At 53.6% G+C, this 17,924-nt stretch carries 15 protein-coding genes and 2 other annotated features (1 of these 17 running past the window's edge); all 15 genes read right to left on the reverse strand.

What is annotated here, in order from left to right; all coding sequences use genetic code 11:
- Nucleotides 1–121: a sequence feature (ribosomal protein L20 leader region), on the reverse strand (it extends 13 nt beyond the left edge of the window).
- A gap of 226 nt (nt 122–347) precedes the next feature.
- A complete protein-coding gene (gene thrS, locus QWV57_RS13910) occupies nt 348–2,306 on the reverse strand; it encodes a threonine--tRNA ligase (protein ID WP_301099967.1) in 1,959 nt (652 codons plus the stop codon).
- A gap of 59 nt (nt 2,307–2,365) precedes the next feature.
- Nucleotides 2,366–2,596 (reverse strand) — a binding site (T-box leader).
- Nucleotides 2,597–2,641: 45 nt separating this feature from the next.
- Complete coding sequence (gene ytxC / locus QWV57_RS13915) at nt 2,642–3,517, reverse strand: putative sporulation protein YtxC (protein ID WP_011232194.1); 876 nt, start codon at nt 3,515–3,517, stop codon at nt 2,642–2,644.
- Nucleotides 3,518–3,865: 348 nt separating this feature from the next.
- On the reverse strand, nt 3,866–4,807 hold the full coding sequence (dnaI, locus tag QWV57_RS13920) for a primosomal protein DnaI (protein ID WP_013144524.1): 942 nt from the start codon (nt 4,805–4,807) through the stop codon (nt 3,866–3,868).
- Nucleotides 4,808–4,818: 11 nt separating this feature from the next.
- Nucleotides 4,819–6,204, reverse strand: a complete 1,386-nt coding sequence (locus tag QWV57_RS13925) for a replication initiation and membrane attachment family protein (RefSeq protein ID WP_011232196.1) — start codon at nt 6,202–6,204, stop codon at nt 4,819–4,821.
- Between the two features lie 105 nt (nt 6,205–6,309).
- Complete coding sequence (gene nrdR, locus QWV57_RS13930) at nt 6,310–6,771, reverse strand: transcriptional regulator NrdR (RefSeq protein ID WP_013144522.1); 462 nt, start codon at nt 6,769–6,771, stop codon at nt 6,310–6,312.
- Between the two features lie 67 nt (nt 6,772–6,838).
- Nucleotides 6,839–7,237 carry an aminotransferase class IV gene (locus QWV57_RS13935; protein WP_011232198.1) on the reverse strand — a complete coding sequence of 133 codons (399 nt, stop codon included), beginning with the start codon at nt 7,235–7,237 and terminating at the stop codon, nt 6,839–6,841.
- A gap of 123 nt (nt 7,238–7,360) precedes the next feature.
- On the reverse strand, nt 7,361–7,735 hold the full coding sequence (gene speD, locus QWV57_RS13940; protein ID WP_011232199.1) for an adenosylmethionine decarboxylase: 375 nt from the start codon (nt 7,733–7,735) through the stop codon (nt 7,361–7,363).
- A gap of 314 nt (nt 7,736–8,049) precedes the next feature.
- A complete protein-coding gene (locus QWV57_RS13945) occupies nt 8,050–9,078 on the reverse strand; it encodes a glyceraldehyde-3-phosphate dehydrogenase (RefSeq protein ID WP_011232200.1) in 1,029 nt (342 codons plus the stop codon).
- Between the two features lie 116 nt (nt 9,079–9,194).
- On the reverse strand, nt 9,195–9,800 hold the full coding sequence (gene coaE, locus QWV57_RS13950) for a dephospho-CoA kinase (RefSeq protein WP_020754978.1): 606 nt from the start codon (nt 9,798–9,800) through the stop codon (nt 9,195–9,197).
- A 27-nt stretch (nt 9,801–9,827) separates the two neighbouring features.
- Nucleotides 9,828–10,652 (reverse strand): DNA-formamidopyrimidine glycosylase, encoded by an 825-nt coding sequence (mutM, locus tag QWV57_RS13955; RefSeq protein ID WP_011232202.1) that lies wholly within the window; start codon nt 10,650–10,652, stop codon nt 9,828–9,830.
- A 329-nt stretch (nt 10,653–10,981) separates the two neighbouring features.
- Nucleotides 10,982–13,618, reverse strand: coding sequence for a DNA polymerase I (gene polA, locus QWV57_RS13960; protein WP_020754976.1), 2,637 nt, complete (start codon nt 13,616–13,618; stop codon nt 10,982–10,984).
- Between the two features lie 153 nt (nt 13,619–13,771).
- Nucleotides 13,772–15,520: a two-component system histidine kinase PnpS gene (gene pnpS, locus QWV57_RS13965; RefSeq protein WP_011232205.1), complete on the reverse strand. Its 1,749-nt coding sequence runs from the start codon at nt 15,518–15,520 to the stop codon at nt 13,772–13,774.
- Nucleotides 15,513–16,220, reverse strand: coding sequence for a response regulator transcription factor (locus tag QWV57_RS13970; RefSeq protein WP_011232206.1), 708 nt, complete (start codon nt 16,218–16,220; stop codon nt 15,513–15,515). The genes pnpS and QWV57_RS13970 overlap by 8 nt, the downstream gene beginning before the upstream one ends.
- A gap of 208 nt (nt 16,221–16,428) precedes the next feature.
- Entirely contained in the window at nt 16,429–16,896 is a 468-nt protein-coding gene (locus QWV57_RS13975; RefSeq protein ID WP_011232207.1) for a MaoC/PaaZ C-terminal domain-containing protein, read from the reverse strand.
- Nucleotides 16,897–16,980: 84 nt separating this feature from the next.
- Complete coding sequence (gene mdh / locus QWV57_RS13980; protein WP_011232208.1) at nt 16,981–17,919, reverse strand: malate dehydrogenase; 939 nt, start codon at nt 17,917–17,919, stop codon at nt 16,981–16,983.
- Nucleotides 17,920–17,924: the final 5 nt, after the last annotated feature.

The following is a 17,924-nucleotide window of genomic DNA, read 5'->3' on the forward strand; positions in this document are numbered from 1 at the left end:
CGCAGATGCACAAAGCACCCGCGCAGTACGTCCTTACACTCGCATTGACGAACCGTAACAACCTGCCAACAGCCGTCTTGGCGTCGGTCAGGTGAGAAGCGGGGTGCTTCTGCTTTTGTTACAAACAAGCCATCATTCCACTTTATACACTATACCACCTTGGCGATGGCATGTCAAGGAGCGGATCTTGATAAACACAACGCCCTTTATTATAGCGGATCAACATTCAATTGGCAAGAGAAAATCTTGTTCACGCCGCCATTTCTTTGAAAAACCGCCCATGACATGGGCCATCGCCACCGTTGCTTCCTTGTGGCGCTTGAACGTTTATGTCGCCTGTCAACGGTTTATTGCGCTTTCCCTAATCTTGTCCGTTTTTCCCGCACATCGTCAGCGAGCAAGGCCATAAACTCGTCAAGCCCCATCGTCTGGCTTTCTTTTTCGCCATAGCGGCGGACGTTGACCGCTCGCTCAGACACTTCTTTATCGCCGACAACGAGCATGTACGGGATTTTTTGCATTTGCGCTTCGCGGATTTTATAGCCGATTTTTTCGTCGCGCTCGTCGACTTCGACGCGGAAGCCGCGTTCTTTCAACGTCCGCTGCACGTCATACGCGTAATCGAGGTGCGCCTCCGGCGACACGGGGATCACTTTGACTTGAACCGGGGCGAGCCATGTCGGAAACGCACCTTTATACTCCTCGATGAGGAACGCGACAAACCGCTCCATCGTCGAGACGACGCCGCGATGGATGACGACCGGACGATGCGGCTTCCCATCCTCGCCAATGTACGTCAAATCAAAGCGCTCGGGCAACAGGAAGTCAAGCTGCACCGTCGAGAGCGTCTCGTCTTTGCCAAGCGCCGTGCGCACTTGCACATCGAGCTTCGGCCCGTAAAACGCCGCTTCCCCTTCCGCTTCGTAGTAGTCGAGGCCGAGCTCGTCCATGGCTTCCCGCAGCATGCGTTGGGCTTTTTCCCACATTTCATCGTCATCGTAATATTTTTCTTTGTCATGCGGATCGCGGTAAGACAAGCGGAACGAGTATTCCTCAATGCCGAAATCCTTATAGACTTCCAAAATCAAGTTGACGACGCGCTTGAACTCGTCTTTGATTTGGTCCGGGCGCACGAAAATGTGGGCGTCGTTGAGCGTCATGCCGCGGACGCGCTGCAGGCCGGTAAGCGCTCCAGACATTTCATAGCGGTGCATCGTGCCGAGCTCGGCGATGCGGATCGGCAGCTCGCGGTAGCTGTGCAGCTTGCTTTTGTAAATCATCATATGGTGCGGGCAGTTCATCGGACGAAGCACAAGTTCTTCGTTGTCCATCTCCATCGGCGGGAACATGTTTTCTTTGTAATGGTCCCAATGGCCCGATGTCTTGTACAGCTCGACGCTGCCGAGCACCGGTGTGTAGACATGATCGTATCCGAGCGCCACTTCTTTGTCGACGATGTACCGTTCGATAATGCGGCGGATCGTCGCTCCTTTCGGCAGCCATAGCGGCAAGCCTTGTCCGACTTGTTGCGATGTCGTAAACAGCTCAAGCTCTTTGCCTAATTTGCGGTGATCGCGCTCTTTCGCTTCTTCAAGCAGGCGCAAATAACGATCCAAGTCTTCCTTTTTGAAAAAGGCCGTGCCGTAGATGCGCTGCAGCATTTTGTTGTTGCTGTCGCCGCGCCAGTAGGCCCCCGAGATGCTGAGCAGCTTGAACTCTTTGATTTTTCCAGTCGACGGCACGTGCACGCCGCGGCAAAGGTCGAAAAACTCGCCTTGCTCATAAATCGAAATCGGCTCGCCTTCCGGAATATCGGCGATCAACTCGAGCTTCAACTCATCGCCGATTTCTTCATACAGCCGGATGGCTTCTTCGCGGCTCACTTCTTTGCGGACGATGTCCAAATTTTCTTTGACAATCTTGCGCATTTCCGCTTCGATTTTCGGGAGGTCGTCTGGCGTCAGCTTACGCTCCATGTCGATATCATAGTAAAAGCCGTTTTCAATGACCGGACCGACGCCGAGCTTGACGTTGCCATACAGCCGCTTGATCGCCTGCGCCATTAAGTGGGCGGTGCTATGGCGCAAAATGTCAAGCGCCTCCGGCATGTCTTGGGTAATGATGACAAGCTCGCCATCTTCGTGAAGCGGCGTGCGCAAATCAACGAACCGGCCGTTCAGTTTGCCGGCGATCGCTTTTTTCTTCAGCCCCGGGCTGATCGAGGCAGCGATGTCTTCCGTCGTCGTCCCCTTCGGAAACTCCTTTTCCGCCCCATCTGGGAACGTGATGCGAATGACGTCTGGCATTGGCAATCACTCCTTTGTCATGATGATGAAAATGGAAAAATAAAAAAACTCCTCCCTCCTAAAGGGACGAGTTTTCATCGTGGTTCCACCCTTCTTCCCATGGCAACGCCTCGCCATGCCATGGCTCAACAAGAATAACGGTCGTCCACCGGCGGCAACTACTGGGCGTTGCGTTCGCTGCCGCAGCTCTGAGGGGGTAAGCGCATTTTTCGTGTTAGGAAGGTTCCAGCCGCTGCCTTCCCTCTCTGGAAACCGTAAAAATGCGCCCATGTCCTCGTCATCGCTTGTATTCATCCATATTCATGACGTCATTATAGCGAAAACAGCAGGAAAAATCAAGCTTCTCCCCCATTTCCAGCGTTGGCGGCAAACAAGCGGGAAAAATCGGCGCGGCGGCAGACGATCAGCCGTTCTTGAAACACGTTTTGCAGTGTCTGCACCATGCCGTCATCCGGATGATCGGTGTACAGCTCAATTTCCGCCGGAGCGAGCGAGACAAGCGGAGCGAGCACCGATGCATCAATATACATCGGCTGGCTGAAGACGAGATGGCGGTCGATCAACTGTCTCACTTCCGCCGCCGACAGCTCCCGCCGCTCGCTGTCGTAAAATACGAAGTGCGGCGGATCGTGCACCAAATACAGGCGCGGCCATTGCGGCGTCCGGCCAGCCAGGCAGTCGCGCAGCATTTGCACAAAATTTTGATACTCCTGCTCCAGCTTGTATTCATCAATCGCCAGCTCGACATAATGTTGGAGGCGCTCCATATACGGCTTTAACCGGAACGTAACGAACGAAGAAAACGAAAATGACAAGCCGTCGCGCAAAAAGGAGGCAAAAGCGTCGCGCAACATCACGGTGCGCGAGGCGGCAAACGCCGCGCTTTTCCGGTAATCGCGCCGCTCGCCGTCCAAAAATGAATGAGCGAGGGCCAAAATTTGCTGCTGTTCTTCGACGTCGCGGAAATAAAAAACATTGGCAATGATGGATAGCAGCAGCCGGTCTTCCATCACCTCCTGCATAAACGCCGTCATCGCTGGGATGATATGCTCCTCAAGCACACGCTTCTCCTCGCCCTGTATGTAAACCGCCACGGTTTTGTTCCCGTCATAAGCGGCATGAAACAGCGGACCGTCATCCGGTTGCCGGTGATCTAGCAGCCCAACCAATTTTTCCGCCTCGCTTGCCTCGTCAAAATGGATTTCGATCACCCGCTGTCCCCCCTTTAGCCCGAAAGGCATGCTTGGTTTATATATATGGGGACAACGGGCTGTTTAGACTAAAAAACCACAAAGCTTAGCGGCGTTCATTGTTCGAGGAGAGGGTGCCCCAAAAGGATCGGGACACCCTTTCTTATTACCGTATACAGGCATAAAACAATTAAATTAAGAAACAATATGTTGTGTTTTGTTTAAGGGAAATTACCCTTTTGGGTCAGCCCCAGTCGGCAAACGAACCGCTTGCCGACTACGGCAGAAAAGCTAGAAACAGAACCTGCTCAACTAGTTTTTATGGGTTAATCAACATGCCTGTGCAAACGGCAACGTTTCAAATCGCCTTTATATATTTTGCTCGCGGCGGTTCGGTCCAGTGATTTCAATCGGATAGGCCAAATAGCGGATTCGCTCCATAATGCGCGCCGCCTTCACCTTCTCTTCTTCGCCGCGCTGCGAATACGTCAAATGATGGGCGAGCTGCTGCATATCAAAGTTCGACGTGAAAAACGTCGGCAAGTTTTCAAACATCCGGTATTGCAAGATCGGGCCAAACACATCATCGCGCACCCAGCTTGACATCGCCTCCGCCCCAAGATCATCGAGCATCAGCACCGGCACTTTTTTGATATAATCAAGCTTTTCGTTCATCGTCTGGTCTTGAAGCGAATGTTTCATCTCACGAAACAGCTCGGGCACGTAGACGATCAGCGACGAAACGTTTCGCTTCGCCAGCTCGTTGGCGATCGCGGCGAGCAAATACGTTTTGCCCACCCCAAACGATCCGTGCAAATACAAGCCTTTCATTTTTTTCCCTGGCTCGTATTCCGCCACAAACCGCTCGGCAAATCGGATCGCTTTGATCCGCCCATCGTCATTGAGATCGACGTCAGAGAGCGAAGCACGCAAGATTTCGCGCGGCATGAACATGCTTTGAATGAGCGACTCTTGCCGTTTTCGCTCGTCATGCTGCACTTTTTTTGGGCAGCGGTCGTACTCAACGTCGATCCTTCCACCGTTGACCACCAAATTTGGATGGTACCCCGGCAGCATGTTGTTGCATCGCTCAAGGCCCGGACATTGGCGGCAATTCCCGTGCTGCTCGATGAACTCATACAGCTTCATCAAGCTGCGGTCAACCGCATCGGCCGACAATTGCCGTTCGTGCGCCCGCAAAAACGGCTGCACGTCCGGATGCTCCAAAATGTAGCGTTTCATTTGTTCGTAGCGTTGTTTAAACCGTTGATTGCCAAGCAACCGCTGCAACAGGTGGTTTACTCGTTCCATGGCTTTTCCCTCTATGATTCATCACGGTATTTTTTCAGCCGTTCCTCAAGCTCTTTGCGCGCCTGTTCGACGTCAAAATCATCATCATCCGGCTGGCTGTAATCCATGTTCAGCCAGTCCGGGACGATTTCCGTGCGCACGACTTTGCGCACCGTCCGCGTCCCTTTTTCCTTTTCGTTCGCCCAGTTTTGGTATGTTTTCGCCTCTTCTTTCGCCAGCTCCATGGCTTCCTTCACGGTTTTCACCTTTTTGCGCGCCCAATGGCTGGCGATTTTTTCTACATATTTTTTCGACAGCTTCATATTCGTCCGGAGCATGACATAATAAATGAGCACGTTGACAACCCCGGGGAGCAGCTGTTGCTTAAACATCACATCTTCGATCAGCTGCAAATCAGCCAGCGACGGCTCAGCGCCGCCTGAAATCTCTTTCAGCAGCTGGCGCGGGGAAATTGTTTCCAGCTGTTTCATTAGTTGCTCCTCTTTTGTGCGCGGTTCGATGTTTTCCATCGTCCGGTAGGCGAGCGGCTGCACTCGTTCGACGAGGCGCGGCTCGACACCGCCATGTTCGAGCTCATACCATTCGCGCGCCGCCCGGCGCAACGCGTCAATATCGATATGATAGGCCGGATCGATGACGCCAAGGACCAGTTTTTGCATCTCAAGCGGCGGAATGCCGTATAAAAACGCCAGCTTTTTAATCGCTTCCTTCACTTTCGCTGTCACCGCTCGGCGCGGCACAAGCTGCTTGGACAGGCCGGCAAAAAACAGCTCAAAGTCGAATACATCATCATCAAGCACATACGACGCCTCATCCCGCCTGATGTGATCCTTCCCTTCAAGCAGCTCGGGCCCGGCTTCTTCGCTGAGGCCGGCGACGATTTGTTCAGCGGGCACGGCCGAAAACACGTCGGAAAACGACCGCGTCACCTGGGTGAATTTCGTTTCATCAATGGACGGACGGGCAAAAAAGTTGCTCAGCTGGATAAACAAGTGGCGGCCGACTTGCCGGTGCAAAAAAACGCTCAACATCTCGTCGCGGAAAAACTGGTCTGGCGCCAACGGCGGGCGCAGCTCATAAAGAAACAGCTTCGGTTCATCCGCCTCTTTAGCGTGGACGTATGTGTCGAGCAGCCCGATTCCTTCGAGTTTCAACCGTTCGCTGTAAATGTCCGGCAGTCCGCACTGCATGAGCGCCATAAGCCGATGATGGGTCGCTTCCTGGCCGTCAAGCAGCTCAAGCTCCCCCCAAAGCGTCATATAAAGCGCCAACGCCCGGCAGCCGATGAGCGGCTGGTAAAGCAGCGTCAGCACTTTACGGTCCACCTCTTGCAACACCCCACGGCTTTGCACGGTATAACGGTCGACAGCAATCAGCTCTTTCCAATGGTGTTGCATCGCTCCGACCTTCCATTTCGCCGTATTCGTTTCAAACCGGCTCTCCCCTTTCCTGCCGAAAAGACGTTGAAAAAAAGGGCTTGCCGCCTAACGCCAAAGCCCTTTTTACCGTTGCCCTTTTTTGATCAGCTCTTTCAGTTCTTCAATGAACACATTAATATCTTTAAACTGCCGATAGACGGAAGCGAAGCGGACATAGGCGACCTCATCGATGTGTGACAGGCGCTCCATCACCATTTCGCCGATCGTTTCGCTTTTCACTTCCGAGACGCCTTGATTGCGCAGTTCGCGCTCAATTTCCTGCGTCACTTTTTCAAGCTCCTCGAGCGCCACCGGCCGCTTCTCGCACGCTTTGATCAAGCCGCGCAAAATTTTCTCCCGGCTAAATTCTTCGCGCGTCCCCTCTTTTTTCACAACAATCAGCGGCGGCTCCTCGATCCGCTCAAACGTCGTAAACCGATAATGGCACTGTTCGCACTCCCGCCGGCGGCGGATCGAACGACCCTCTTCAACCGGGCGCGAGTCAAGCACGCGCGTGCCTTGATGATGGCATGAAGGACATCGCATAACATCCACTCCGTTGATCTTCTTATTTTCTATCATACCGGAATGGACGAAAGCAGACAAGATATAGTTAGCTGTTCAGTCCGGAACCGATATAGGGCAGGCGGGCGTCGAGCTTCCGATACAAATCGAGAATGACCGCCCGGCTATGCCCAAAATCAAACGGCAATAGCTTCGTCTCCGTCGTCGCGGAAAAGTCGACCGCCGTTTCAAACGGCCGCACGGAAATGACGGTAGCGACGATAAACAACTTTTTGCCGCGCCTTGTTTGTGCACAAATTTCGCCGCGCTCTTCGGAAACAGAAACGAGCTCGGCGCCAGGCAGCGACGAGAGCAGCTCCTTGACCGCATCGATCACAGCGCGGTTCGTCGCTTTGTAATAATGGCTTCTTAGCTCTTCATCTTCATGATTTTCCCGCGTTTCACAATGGTTTGTGAAGGCGTATTTGAGTGTTTTCCACATGCTCATTGCCACGTCTCCCTAGTCATTCTTTTTCTTCCATCATACCATGATTTTCGCCGCTGTTGTACCGCCGAGGGCGCAAAAAAAGGAGCGTTTCGCTTACGCTCCTTTCGGTTTATCATGATCCAATTACAGCGCCTGCGCCTTTTTCACTTCGATTGGGCGCATGCCGCGCGGAAGTTCGATCGTTTCCCGCGTTTGCGCGCCCAGCATTTCGGCAATGTAATCGGCGGCAATCGTCGGGTCTAAATGGCCGCATGTATACACATCAATGCTCGCATAGCCGTGTTCGGGAAACGTGTGAATCGTCAAATGCGATTCCGAAATAATGACGACCCCGCTTACGCCTTGCGGAGCGAATTTATGGAACGCCACTTCGCGAATCTCCGCTCCCGACTTTAACGCGGCGTCAACGAACGTTTTTTCAATAAAATCAATATCATTCAGTTTGTCAAAGTCGCATCCCCAAAGTTCCGAGATAACGTGACGACCCATCGTGTCCATGAAAAGAATCCCCCTTTAACCAATTTTCTCAAACAAATAAAAAAACAGAAGGTGAGTTGCAAAATGGCATGTATAACTACCACGGGGGAAAGTTAGTCCTAAGAGGTCCTAACCCTTTAAGTAGTCACATTACCCTTGCCGTTAAGAAGTTCACGAGACATAGTATACTTTGTTTAGGGGGTTTTTGCAACAGGCTTTTTTAATTTTTTTGCATAAAAAAGAGAAAAAGCGCCCACGCCCGCACCGTGGCCCGATCCGTTTGTGCGGATCGCAAAAGCCATAGCGCAGGCGGCGCGCTTCACATCGAACCGCTGTTACGCATTGACGCTGAGACGCTCATTCATTTTGGCCGCGACAAGATGGGCTAAATCAACGACGCGGCACGAATAGCCCCATTCATTGTCATACCAAGCGAGCACTTTCACTTTTCGCCCTTCCATCACCATCGTCGACAGGCCGTCGATAATCGCAGAATGCGGATTCGTATTGAAATCGATCGAGACAAGCGGCTCCATCGTGAAATCCAAGATGCCTTTCAATGGGCCGTTGGCAGCGCGGATCAGCGCCTCGTTCACCTCATCAACCGTCACATCGCGCTTCAAGTCGACGACCAAGTCGACGAGCGAGACGTTCGGCGTCGGGACGCGGAGCGCCATGCCATGAAGCTTCCCTTTTAAATGCGGCAGCACTAGGCCAAGCGCTTTCGCCGCTCCCGTTGTCGTCGGGATGATCGACTGCGCGCATGAGCGGGCGCGGCGCAAATCTTTATGCGGGTTGTCGATGTTTTTTTGGTCGTTCGTATACGCGTGAACCGTCGTCATCAGGCCGTTTTCAATCCCAAACGCTTCATCGAGCACTTTGACGACCGGAGCCAAACAGTTTGTCGTACACGAGGCGTTCGAAATGATGAAATGGCGGTCGATGTCAAGCATATGCTCGTTGACGCCAACAACGATCGTCACATCTTCATTTTTGCCCGGGGCGGTTAAAATGACGCGCTTCGCCCCTGCCTCAAGGTGAAGGCTCGCCTTTTCACGATCGTTGAATTTTCCGGTCGCTTCAATCACAATATCGATATCAAGCTCTTTCCACGGCAGCTGTTTCGGGTCGCGCGAGTTTAACAGCCTCACTTTTTTGCCGTTGACGAGCAGGCCGTCTTCCAAGGCGATGACCTCACCGTCAAATTTGCCGTGGTTTGAGTCATATTTCACTAAATGGGCTAACGTTTCCGGCGGATAGCTGGCGTTCACCGCCACAATGTCGAGATCAGGGGAATTGATGGCGCGCCGGAACACCATCCGTCCGATTCGTCCGAAACCGTTAATCGCCACTTTCGCCTTCATTCACTTTGTTCTCCTCTCATATATGTTATACTATTTTCTTATATTTGTATAAATAGTATATCATATTTTTAGGGAATGTGGAGAACAAAATGACTGAAAGCGAACAAAAAAGACTCCTATTTTTCCAAGGCGTCCCATTGTTTCAAAATAGCCAACAGCTGACGGCGTGTCTCTTCCCTCGTTCCGTTATTGTTGATGACCGCGTCGGCCCGCTTCATTTTTTCCGCCAGCGGCCATTGAGCGCAAATGCGGGCGCGCGCTTCTTCCTCAGTGAACCCGTTCCGCTCCATCAGCCGGCGAAGCTGGATGTCATCGTCAACATACACGACAAGTACTTTATCGACCCAGGATGTCAATCCGCTTTCAAATAAAAGCGGAATGTCCAATACGACCGTTTTCGCCCCGGAACGGACGAGCGCTTCTTTCTCCGCGAGCATTTTCTGACGCACCGCCGGGTGAACGATGGCGTTTAGCTTTTTCCGTTCTTCTTCGTCGTTGAACACGATCGCCCCGAGTTTCGCCCGATCGATCTCTCCATTTGTCTGCAAAATGCCCGGACCGAAGGCGGCGACAATCTGACGGTAGGCGTCTTCCCCCGGTCGGACGACGGCGCGCGCCGCTTCGTCAGCATCAATGACCGGAAGGCCGAGCTCGCGCATCATCGCGCTCACCGTGCTTTTGCCGCTGGCGATCCCGCCGGTCAATCCGATCGTCAACGTCATGGAACCCCTCTCCTTTTTACACGCCGCCTAGCGCTGGCAGCGCGGGCAATAATGCGTGCCGCGGCCGGCGACGACCGTTTTTTCAATCGGCGTGCCGCATCGTTTGCATGGCTCTCCTTTGCGTCCGTAGACGAACAAGCTATGCTGAAACGCACCCGCTTCCCCTTGCGTGTTCACGTACGTGCGTACCGTGCTTCCCCCTTTCATGACCGCCTCGCCGATCGTCGCCACCATTTCCTCATGCAGGCGCTCGATCTCTTTGCTGGAGAGAGAGGCGGCCGGCCGGCCGGGAAGAATGCCGGCGCGAAACAGCGATTCGTCGACATAAATATTGCCAAACCCAGCCACGACCGTCTGATCAAGGAGCAACGCTTTGACCGACCGTTTCGTTTTCACCGCCCGCTCCGCCAATACAGCTGGGGAAAACGCCGGGGAAAGCGGCTCCGGCCCAAGCTCAGCAAGCGGCGGCCGACGGTCAGCTTCTTCTTTGGCATAAACGTGCATCGTTCCGAACTTGCGCACGTCGCGGTAACGGAGTTCGCTGCCGTCCGTGAAGCAAAACACGACGTGCGTATGCGGTTCGAGCGGCTCGAGGGCAGAAGCAACGGCGTAGCGCCCTTCCATGCGCAAATGGGAAATGAGTGCATCGCGGTCGAGCAGGAATTTCAAAAATTTCCCTCTCCGTTCCAAACCACGCACCGTCTGTCCGATCATTCTTGCCGCAAACGCCTCGGGGTCTCGCGGATGGCGGATGATGTTCGGCCAAAAGATGCGCACATCCTCAATCGTTTTTCCGACAATAAGCGGCAAAAGCGTACGACGGATCGTTTCCACCTCCGGCAATTCCGGCATGGCGATCCCCCCTTTCCTCCGTTTTCCTGCATCGTTCCTGCCGACGCTTTCACATTGACGCCGGTTCATCCGCCGAGAGAAAGATTCTCCATGGGGCGGCAGCTGTTTCGCTCCCATTCATCGAGTTGCAGCCGAGAATCGTCGCACCGAAAGATTCTGCCTAAAAGGCCGGTGAGAAACGCTGATTTTCACAAAATCGGTCATGTTGGTTGAGAAGGACGGCTCGATGTTCAAGGCTTCCCAACTGGAGAAGAGTCGTTGTGAAACTGCTTTTTCATTCCATCACAGGCCTTCTTAGGGATGCCGGCGCTCCACACCAAGACTTCTCTTTATTTCGCGTCATACCACGTCGAGCCATAATGGTAATCGACTTTGAGCGGCACGCGAAGTGTGACCGCTTGCTCCATCACTTCCGGAACGAGCCGGCACAGCCGCTCCATCTCTTCTTTCGGCGCCTCCAAAATGAGCTCGTCATGCACCTGCAGCAAAAGGCGCGCTTGCAGCCGCTCTTCCTTCAGTCTGGCGTTCAGATCGATCATCGCCTTTTTAATAATGTCAGCGGCGCTCCCTTGAATCGGCGTGTTCATCGCCATCCGTTCAGCAAAGCTGCGGACGTTGAAGTTGCGGCTCGTGATATCCGGCAAATAGCGGCGCCGATGCAGCAGCGTCGTCACATACCCTTTCTGTTTTGCTTCTTGCACAATGTTTTCCATATACCGCTTCACGCCAGGGAAGCTTTCGAAGTAGCGCTCGATGAATTCAGCCGCCTCTTTGCGCGAAATATTTAAGTTTTGCGCCAAGCCGTAATCACTGATCCCGTAAACGATCCCAAAGTTGACCGCCTTCGCCTGACGGCGCATGTTGGGCGTCACTTCGTCCTCGCTCACTTGGAAAATGTCCATCGCTGTTTTCGTATGGATATCCAAATCGCGGCGGAACGCTTCCATTAAATTGTCATCTTCCGCAATATGGGCGAGGACGCGCAACTCAATTTGTGAGTAGTCGGCGGCGAAAATGAGCCAATCAGACTCCGACGGCACGAACGCTTGGCGGATTTTCCGTCCTTCCTCAAGCCGAATCGGAATGTTTTGCAAGTTCGGCTCCGTCGAGCTGAGCCGTCCGGTTTGCGTCAACGCCTGATTGAAAATCGTATGCACCTTCTTTGTATCGGGTCGCACGACTTTCAGCAATCCTTCAATATACGTCGACTGCAACTTGCCAAGCTGGCGGTAATGCAAAATGTTTTCCACGATCTCGTGATAAGGCGCAAGTTTTTCAAGCACATCCGCCGAAGTGGAGTAGCCGGTTTTCGTTTTTTTCAAGACGGGCAGCTGCAGTTTTTCAAATAAAATGACGCCGAGCTGTTTCGGTGAATTGATGTTGAATTCTTGGCCGGCGAGCTCATAAATGCGCTGCTCGACCGTGCCGAGCTGCTCGGCGAGCTCTTTGCCCATCTGTTCGAGCCGCTTCGTATCCACTTTCACTCCGGCAAATTCCATTTCCGCCAAAATCGAAGACAACGGCTGCTCGAGCTCGACGAGCAACCGATCTTGTTCGTTGCGGCGCAGCTCATCCAAAAACGGCCGTTCGAGCTCCCAAATCGCCGCCGCCTTGCGGACGAGATGCTCGGCGAGCACTGGCTCATCCGGCACGGCCCGCTTCGCCCCTTTGCCATACACCGCTTCATCCGGGCGCACCGCTTCGTATTGCTTCATTTTGGCTGCGGCAGCTACATCATCAACACCTTGCGCCGGATCAAGCAAATAGGCGGCCAGCAATAAATCAAAGGAAACGCCGCATAGCTCAATTCCTTTCCATTTCAAGGCGACTGCCGCGCGCTTTGAGTCAAACATGCTTTTTTTCTTCGTTTCATCACCAAGCCAGGCGACAAACTGCGGATCGGCAAGCGCCGTCTCCGGGCGCAGGAAAAACCGTCCATGTTCGTTGACCACAGCGATGCCGACGATCGGCGCATCATGATAATTTTCCTCGACCACTTCAACGACAAGCGCCGCCTTGTCGGCAAGCATCTCCTCCGTCACGCGGTCAGCAAGCGTAAATGCCATCTTGGCAAGCGGTTTTTCCTCTTCTGATGACGGCGATTCCATTTTCTCTAAAAACGATTGAAACCCAAGCTCTTTAAATAAAGCGACCACTTTCTCCCGGTCTTCCCCTTGATAGACGATGTCATCAAGCGAGAGCTCGACCGGGGCGTCGCGGCGAATGGCGGCGAGCTTTTTGCTTAACAGCGCCATCTCCCGGTGTTGGCGCAGCGTTTCTTTCAACTTTTCGCCTTTGATCTCGTCAATGGAGGCAAGCACATTTTCGACCGTGCCGAATTGCCTGAGCAGCTTGACCGCCGTCTTTTCCCCGATGCCCGGCACTCCGGGGATGTTGTCCGATTTGTCGCCCATCAATCCTTTCAAATCAACGATTTGTTCCGGAGTTAAGCCGTATTTTTCGCGGACCGTCTGCGGCGTGTATGGTTCGATATCGGTAATCCCTTTTTTCGTAATGTCCACCGTCACATGGGGGGAGGCGAGCTGGGTCAGATCGCGGTCGCCGGAAATGACTTTCACCTCAAACCCTTCCTGCTCAGCGCGGGCGGCAAGCGTTCCGATAATATCGTCCGCTTCGTAGTTCTCGAGTTCATAGGCGGGGATGCGATATGCCCTCAGCAGCTCGCGCAACAGCGGAAACTGCTCCGACAGCTCCGGTGGCGTCTGCTGGCGCCCACCTTTATACTCTTGAAACGCTTCATGCCGGAACGTCGTTTTCCCGGCGTCAAACGCGACAAGCATATGAGTTGGCTCTTCTTCCGCCAAAATTTTATTCAACATCATCGTAAACCCGTAGACGGCGTTCGTATGGATGCCTTTGTCGTTATGCAAAAGCGGCAAGGCAAAAAAGGCGCGGTACGCCACGCTGCTGCCGTCGATTAAAACAAGCTTTTTTTTCAATCTCATCCCTCCTCGGATGCTTCCTTGTCCTATTGTACCATGCCTGCGGCTTGCCTTGAACGCTCTCCCACCATGATGGGAGGCGCCGATTCATCCCCTGCTTACGCTCACGCTGAAAAATGGGAGGCTTCTCAGTTGGAGATGATCAAAAGAAGCCGGCTACCGTCCCGGCTTTGGAAAATGGATCGTGAACACGGTGCCGCGCCCCACTTTGCTCGCTACGGTAATATATCCATGGTGAGCCTCAACCAAATGTTTCACAATCGAAAGGCCCAACCCCGTTCCGCCGGAATCGCGGCTGCGCGCCTTGTCGACGCGGTAAAAACGCTCAAAAATGCGCGGGATTTCCTTTTCCTCAATGCCGATTCCGGTGTCTTTCACATGGATCAGCACTTCTTTCTCCGTCTCTTCCGCCTCGACAGCGACCCGTCCGTGCTCCGGCGTATACGTGATGGCGTTGGCGAGCAAGTTCAGCAAAATTTGCTTCATCCGATTTCTGTCACCGCGGATGACAAGCCCGGATGGCGATTCGATATGCAAATCAATTTGTTTTTCCGCCGCTTTTTGGCGAAACACAGCAGCCGCTTCGGCGATGACTTGAGCGATATCCACGTCTTCGAGTTGCAGCTGAAATCCGTGCTGCTCGATTTTCGACAAGTCCAACAGTTCCTCAACGAGCGTTTGCAGCCGTTCGCTTTCTTTTAAGATGATGGTCAAAAAATGTTCGAGCGCCGCTTCATCCTTCATGGCGCCATCCAATAGCGTTTCGGCGAATCCTTTGATGGACGTCACCGGCGTTTTCAATTCGTGCGAAACGTTGGCGACAAAGTCTTTGCGGATTTGCTCAAGACGCTTCAGCTCCGTAATGTCGTGAAACACGACGACAATCCCTTTCCATTCGGCGTTCGTGCCAATGATGGGAGCCCCGTATACATCGAAATGTTTCCGCTCGATGCCAATCGTCAGCCGCATATGCCGGCGCATCGTCGTTTCGGTGATGAAAATATCATCGATAAACCGGACGATGTCGCCATGCGGCAGCACATCGGCGTACGGACGGTGTAAACAATCCGACGGATCGAGATGAAACTGAGTCTGGAACGCCCGATTGATGAGAGAAATATGTCCGCGGTGGTCAATAAACAACAGGCCGCTGCCGACGTTTTCAATGAGCGTGTGAAGCCGATCGGTCTGAATTTCCCGCGCCCTGCTCATCTCCTGCAAATGGCGGGCCAGCCGGTTGATCGAGCGCACAAGCATCCCGGCCTCGTTATATTCACCATCGGGCACACGGGCGGCGTAATTGCCTTTTTCCAGCTCAAACGCCACTTTCGTCGCTTCTTCAATCGGCTTCATATATTGATTGGCGATTTTCCAGACGAGAGCGATGATGACAACGAGCGCCATCCCGAGGCTGCTCGTGAGCACGCCCCAAATTTGCTCGTTTACTTTTTGGAGTGAGCTCGTCGGTGTGCTTAACACGACGTACCCGCTCCGCTCACCGCGCTCGTACGGGACGATGTAGTAATAGACGTCGTTTGTTTTTTCAATCACGGAAAAACGGGGAAACTGCTTTTTGCGCAAAATCGCGCGGACGATGCGCTCATGGTCTTTGTCGCTGATCGCTGCGACGCGACCGCTGTCAAACCGCACCCGTTCTTCTTTATCGAGCACGGTGATGCGGGACGACAGCTCATTCCCCATTTCCTGCAAATCGGCGCGGATTTGCTCGAGCGGTTCATTTTCAAGCAAAATCGCAAGCGCTTGGGCCTCTTTTTCCATCCGTTTGTTCATCGTCTCGGCGTAAAAATCTTTCAGCAATTGCCCGAGCAAAAGCCCGAGGGCGATCAACACCGTGGCGATGAGCGTCACGAGCCAAAACAAAAGGCGGGTGCGGAAGCTATTCATGCCGCTTCGGTTCCTCCAATTTGTAGCCAAGGCCGCGCACCGTTTTAATGTACATCGGTTTTTTCGTATCGGTTTCGATCTTCTCGCGCAAGTGGCTGATATGGACGTCGACAATGCGTGTATCGCCGGCAAACTCGTAGTTCCACACGGCGCTGAGCAGCTGGTCGCGCGTCAACACCCGCCCTTTATGGCGAGCCAAATAAAGGAGCAACTCAAACTCTTTCGGCGTCAGCTCAAGCGGCTTGCCGCCGATCGTTGCTTCATAGCGTTCCGGAAAAATTTCCAGCTCGCCAACAACAAGCCGCTCGCTCGATTCAGCCGCCGGCTGAACGATCTCCGTGCGGCGCAAAATCGCCTTGACGCGGGCAATGACTTCGCGCGGGCTGAACGGCTTTGTCATATAGTCGTCGGCGCCAAGCTCAAGACCAAGCACTTTGTCAAATTCATCATCGCGAGCCGTCAACATTAAAATCGGCGTCATGATTTGCTGCTGGCGAAGCCGCTTGCACACATCAACGCCGTCAAGCTTCGGCAGCATCAAGTCCAAAATAATGAGCGCCGGCTGCTCGGACGCTACTTTCACGAGCGCCTCTTCGCCATCGTGAGCGGTCACGACGTGAAATCCGGCTTTCTCCAAATTGTACGACAACAGAGTCACAATCGGCTGTTCGTCATCGACAACTAAAATTTTTCGTCCCATGCCGCTCCTCCATCCCGTCCAATGGTTTCTGCCTTTATGATACCACAATTGACGCCATGATTCGGACAAAAAAAGAAAAAAGGGCGGTTTTCCTGCGGACAGGTTGCCCGCGGAAAACTGCCTCTCGCGTTTGGTTGGCTTCCTTTGGCGGAAAGCGGCATAAAACTCCCCCTTTGTTTCGAAGTGGGGGGCTGCTTTCAACATGAGGTCAAAAGTTCTCGAGCACCCGCCCGTCTAGGCGCGGCAACGTATGCGGCGGGCAGACAGACAGCGTTCCGTCAAGCACCGTTTCCGCACCGCGCGTCGCCATGACGGACAACGTCACGCAATGGCCCGCCTCATCGACATCGGCGACTTCGAGCAAAAATTCGAGCGTTTCATAATGATAAACGGGGCGGAGAAAGCGAAGATCCTGCCGCGTAATGTAGCTGCCCGGGCCTGGCAAATATTTGGAGACCGCGGACGTGATCATCCCCGTCAACATGACCGGCGGCACGACCGGTTTTCCAAACGGCGTCTGTGAAGCATAATCATGCTGGATATAGAGCGGATTGGCATCATCCGTCAGCCCAAGATAAAGAAGCAAGTCTTTGTCTTCGATGGCGGCTTGGAACACGAGCTTTTCCCCCGCTTGAATTTCCCCGATCCGTCTCCCGAGCTTTCGTTTTTTCAACATGTTCCCACCCCTTCGTTGTCTAGAAAGCGCTTTCATTGACTGTGGGCAAAAATCCGGGGCAATACCCGAATTTTTGCCTCGCCGCTATTCCAGCATGCGCATGACATTTTTAACGGATTCGACGGATTTGGCGAGCGCCGCTTTTTCCTCTTCGGTCAGCTCGAGCTCGATCACTTTCTCGATGCCGTTGCCGCCGAGGATCGTCGGCACGCCCAAATAAATGCCTTCATAGCCGTATTCGCCTTCAAGGTAGGCGATCGCCGGCAAAATGCGGCGCTGGTCTTTCAAAATCGCTTCGACCATTTCGACAAGCGAGGCGGCCGGTGCGTAGTAGGCGCTGCCGTTGCCGAGCAGGTTGACGATTTCACCGCCGCCTTTGCGCGTCCGCTCAACGATGGCGTCCAAACGATCTTTCGGAATGAGTTTTTCGAGCGGAATGCCGCCGGCGTACGAGTAGCGGACGAGCGGCACCATGTCATCGCCATGGCCGCCTAAAACAAACCCAGTGACATCTTTTACCGAAATGTTCAGCTCCTCGGCGACGAACGTGCGGAAGCGCGCCGTATCCAAGACGCCCGACTGGCCGATGACGCGGTTTTTCGGAAACCCGGACTCTTGAAACACCGTGTATGTCATGGCATCGACCGGGTTCGTCAAGACGATGATGTAGCAGTTCGGCGAGTATTTGACGACTTCCTTCGTCACTTGCTTCATAATTTTTTGGTTCGTCGTCACCAAATCGTCGCGGCTCATGCCCGGCTTGCGGGCGATGCCTGCTGTGATGACGACGATGTCGGAATCGGCTGTGTCAGCGTAATCCGATGTGCCGATGATATTCGCGTCAAAGCCGAGCACCGGGCTTGCCTCGAGCATATCGAGCGCCTTCCCTTTCGTTGGGTTCTCAAGCTGCGGAATATCGACCAACACGACGTCGCCGAGCTCTTTTTGCGCCAAAAGGAACGCCGTCGTCGCCCCCGTGAATCCGGCGCCGATCACCGAGATTTTTTTCCGTTTCATCGCCATCGTTT

The sequence above is a fragment of the Geobacillus zalihae genome (genome assembly GCF_030414215.1).
Taxonomy (GTDB): Bacteria; Bacillota; Bacilli; order Bacillales; family Anoxybacillaceae; genus Geobacillus; species Geobacillus zalihae.

Bases quoted from the DNA above. Each gene is read 5' to 3' on its own strand.
- thrS (WP_301099967.1), bottom strand. From the start codon at position 2,306: ATGCCAGACGTCATTCGCATCACGTTCCCAGATGGGGCGGAAAAGGAG.
- dnaI (WP_013144524.1), bottom strand. From the start codon at position 4,807: ATGGAACGAGTAAACCACCTGTTGCAGCGGTTGCTTGGCAATCAACGG.
- QWV57_RS13925 (WP_011232196.1), bottom strand. From the start codon at position 6,204: ATGCAACACCATTGGAAAGAGCTGATTGCTGTCGACCGTTATACCGTG.
- nrdR (WP_013144522.1), bottom strand. From the start codon at position 6,771: ATGCGATGTCCTTCATGCCATCATCAAGGCACGCGCGTGCTTGACTCG.
- QWV57_RS13935 (WP_011232198.1), bottom strand. From the start codon at position 7,237: ATGAGCATGTGGAAAACACTCAAATACGCCTTCACAAACCATTGTGAA.
- speD (WP_011232199.1), bottom strand. From the start codon at position 7,735: ATGGACACGATGGGTCGTCACGTTATCTCGGAACTTTGGGGATGCGAC.
- QWV57_RS13945 (WP_011232200.1), bottom strand. From the start codon at position 9,078: ATGAAGGCGAAAGTGGCGATTAACGGTTTCGGACGAATCGGACGGATG.
- coaE (WP_020754978.1), bottom strand. From the start codon at position 9,800: ATGACGTTGACGATCGGATTGACCGGCGGGATCGCCAGCGGCAAAAGC.
- mutM (WP_011232202.1), bottom strand. From the start codon at position 10,652: ATGCCGGAATTGCCGGAGGTGGAAACGATCCGTCGTACGCTTTTGCCG.
- polA (WP_020754976.1), bottom strand. From the start codon at position 13,618: ATGAGATTGAAAAAAAAGCTTGTTTTAATCGACGGCAGCAGCGTGGCG.
- pnpS (WP_011232205.1), bottom strand. From the start codon at position 15,520: ATGAATAGCTTCCGCACCCGCCTTTTGTTTTGGCTCGTGACGCTCATC.
- QWV57_RS13970 (WP_011232206.1), bottom strand. From the start codon at position 16,220: ATGGGACGAAAAATTTTAGTTGTCGATGACGAACAGCCGATTGTGACT.
- QWV57_RS13975 (WP_011232207.1), bottom strand. From the start codon at position 16,896: ATGTTGAAAAAACGAAAGCTCGGGAGACGGATCGGGGAAATTCAAGCG.
- mdh (WP_011232208.1), bottom strand. From the start codon at position 17,919: ATGGCGATGAAACGGAAAAAAATCTCGGTGATCGGCGCCGGATTCACG.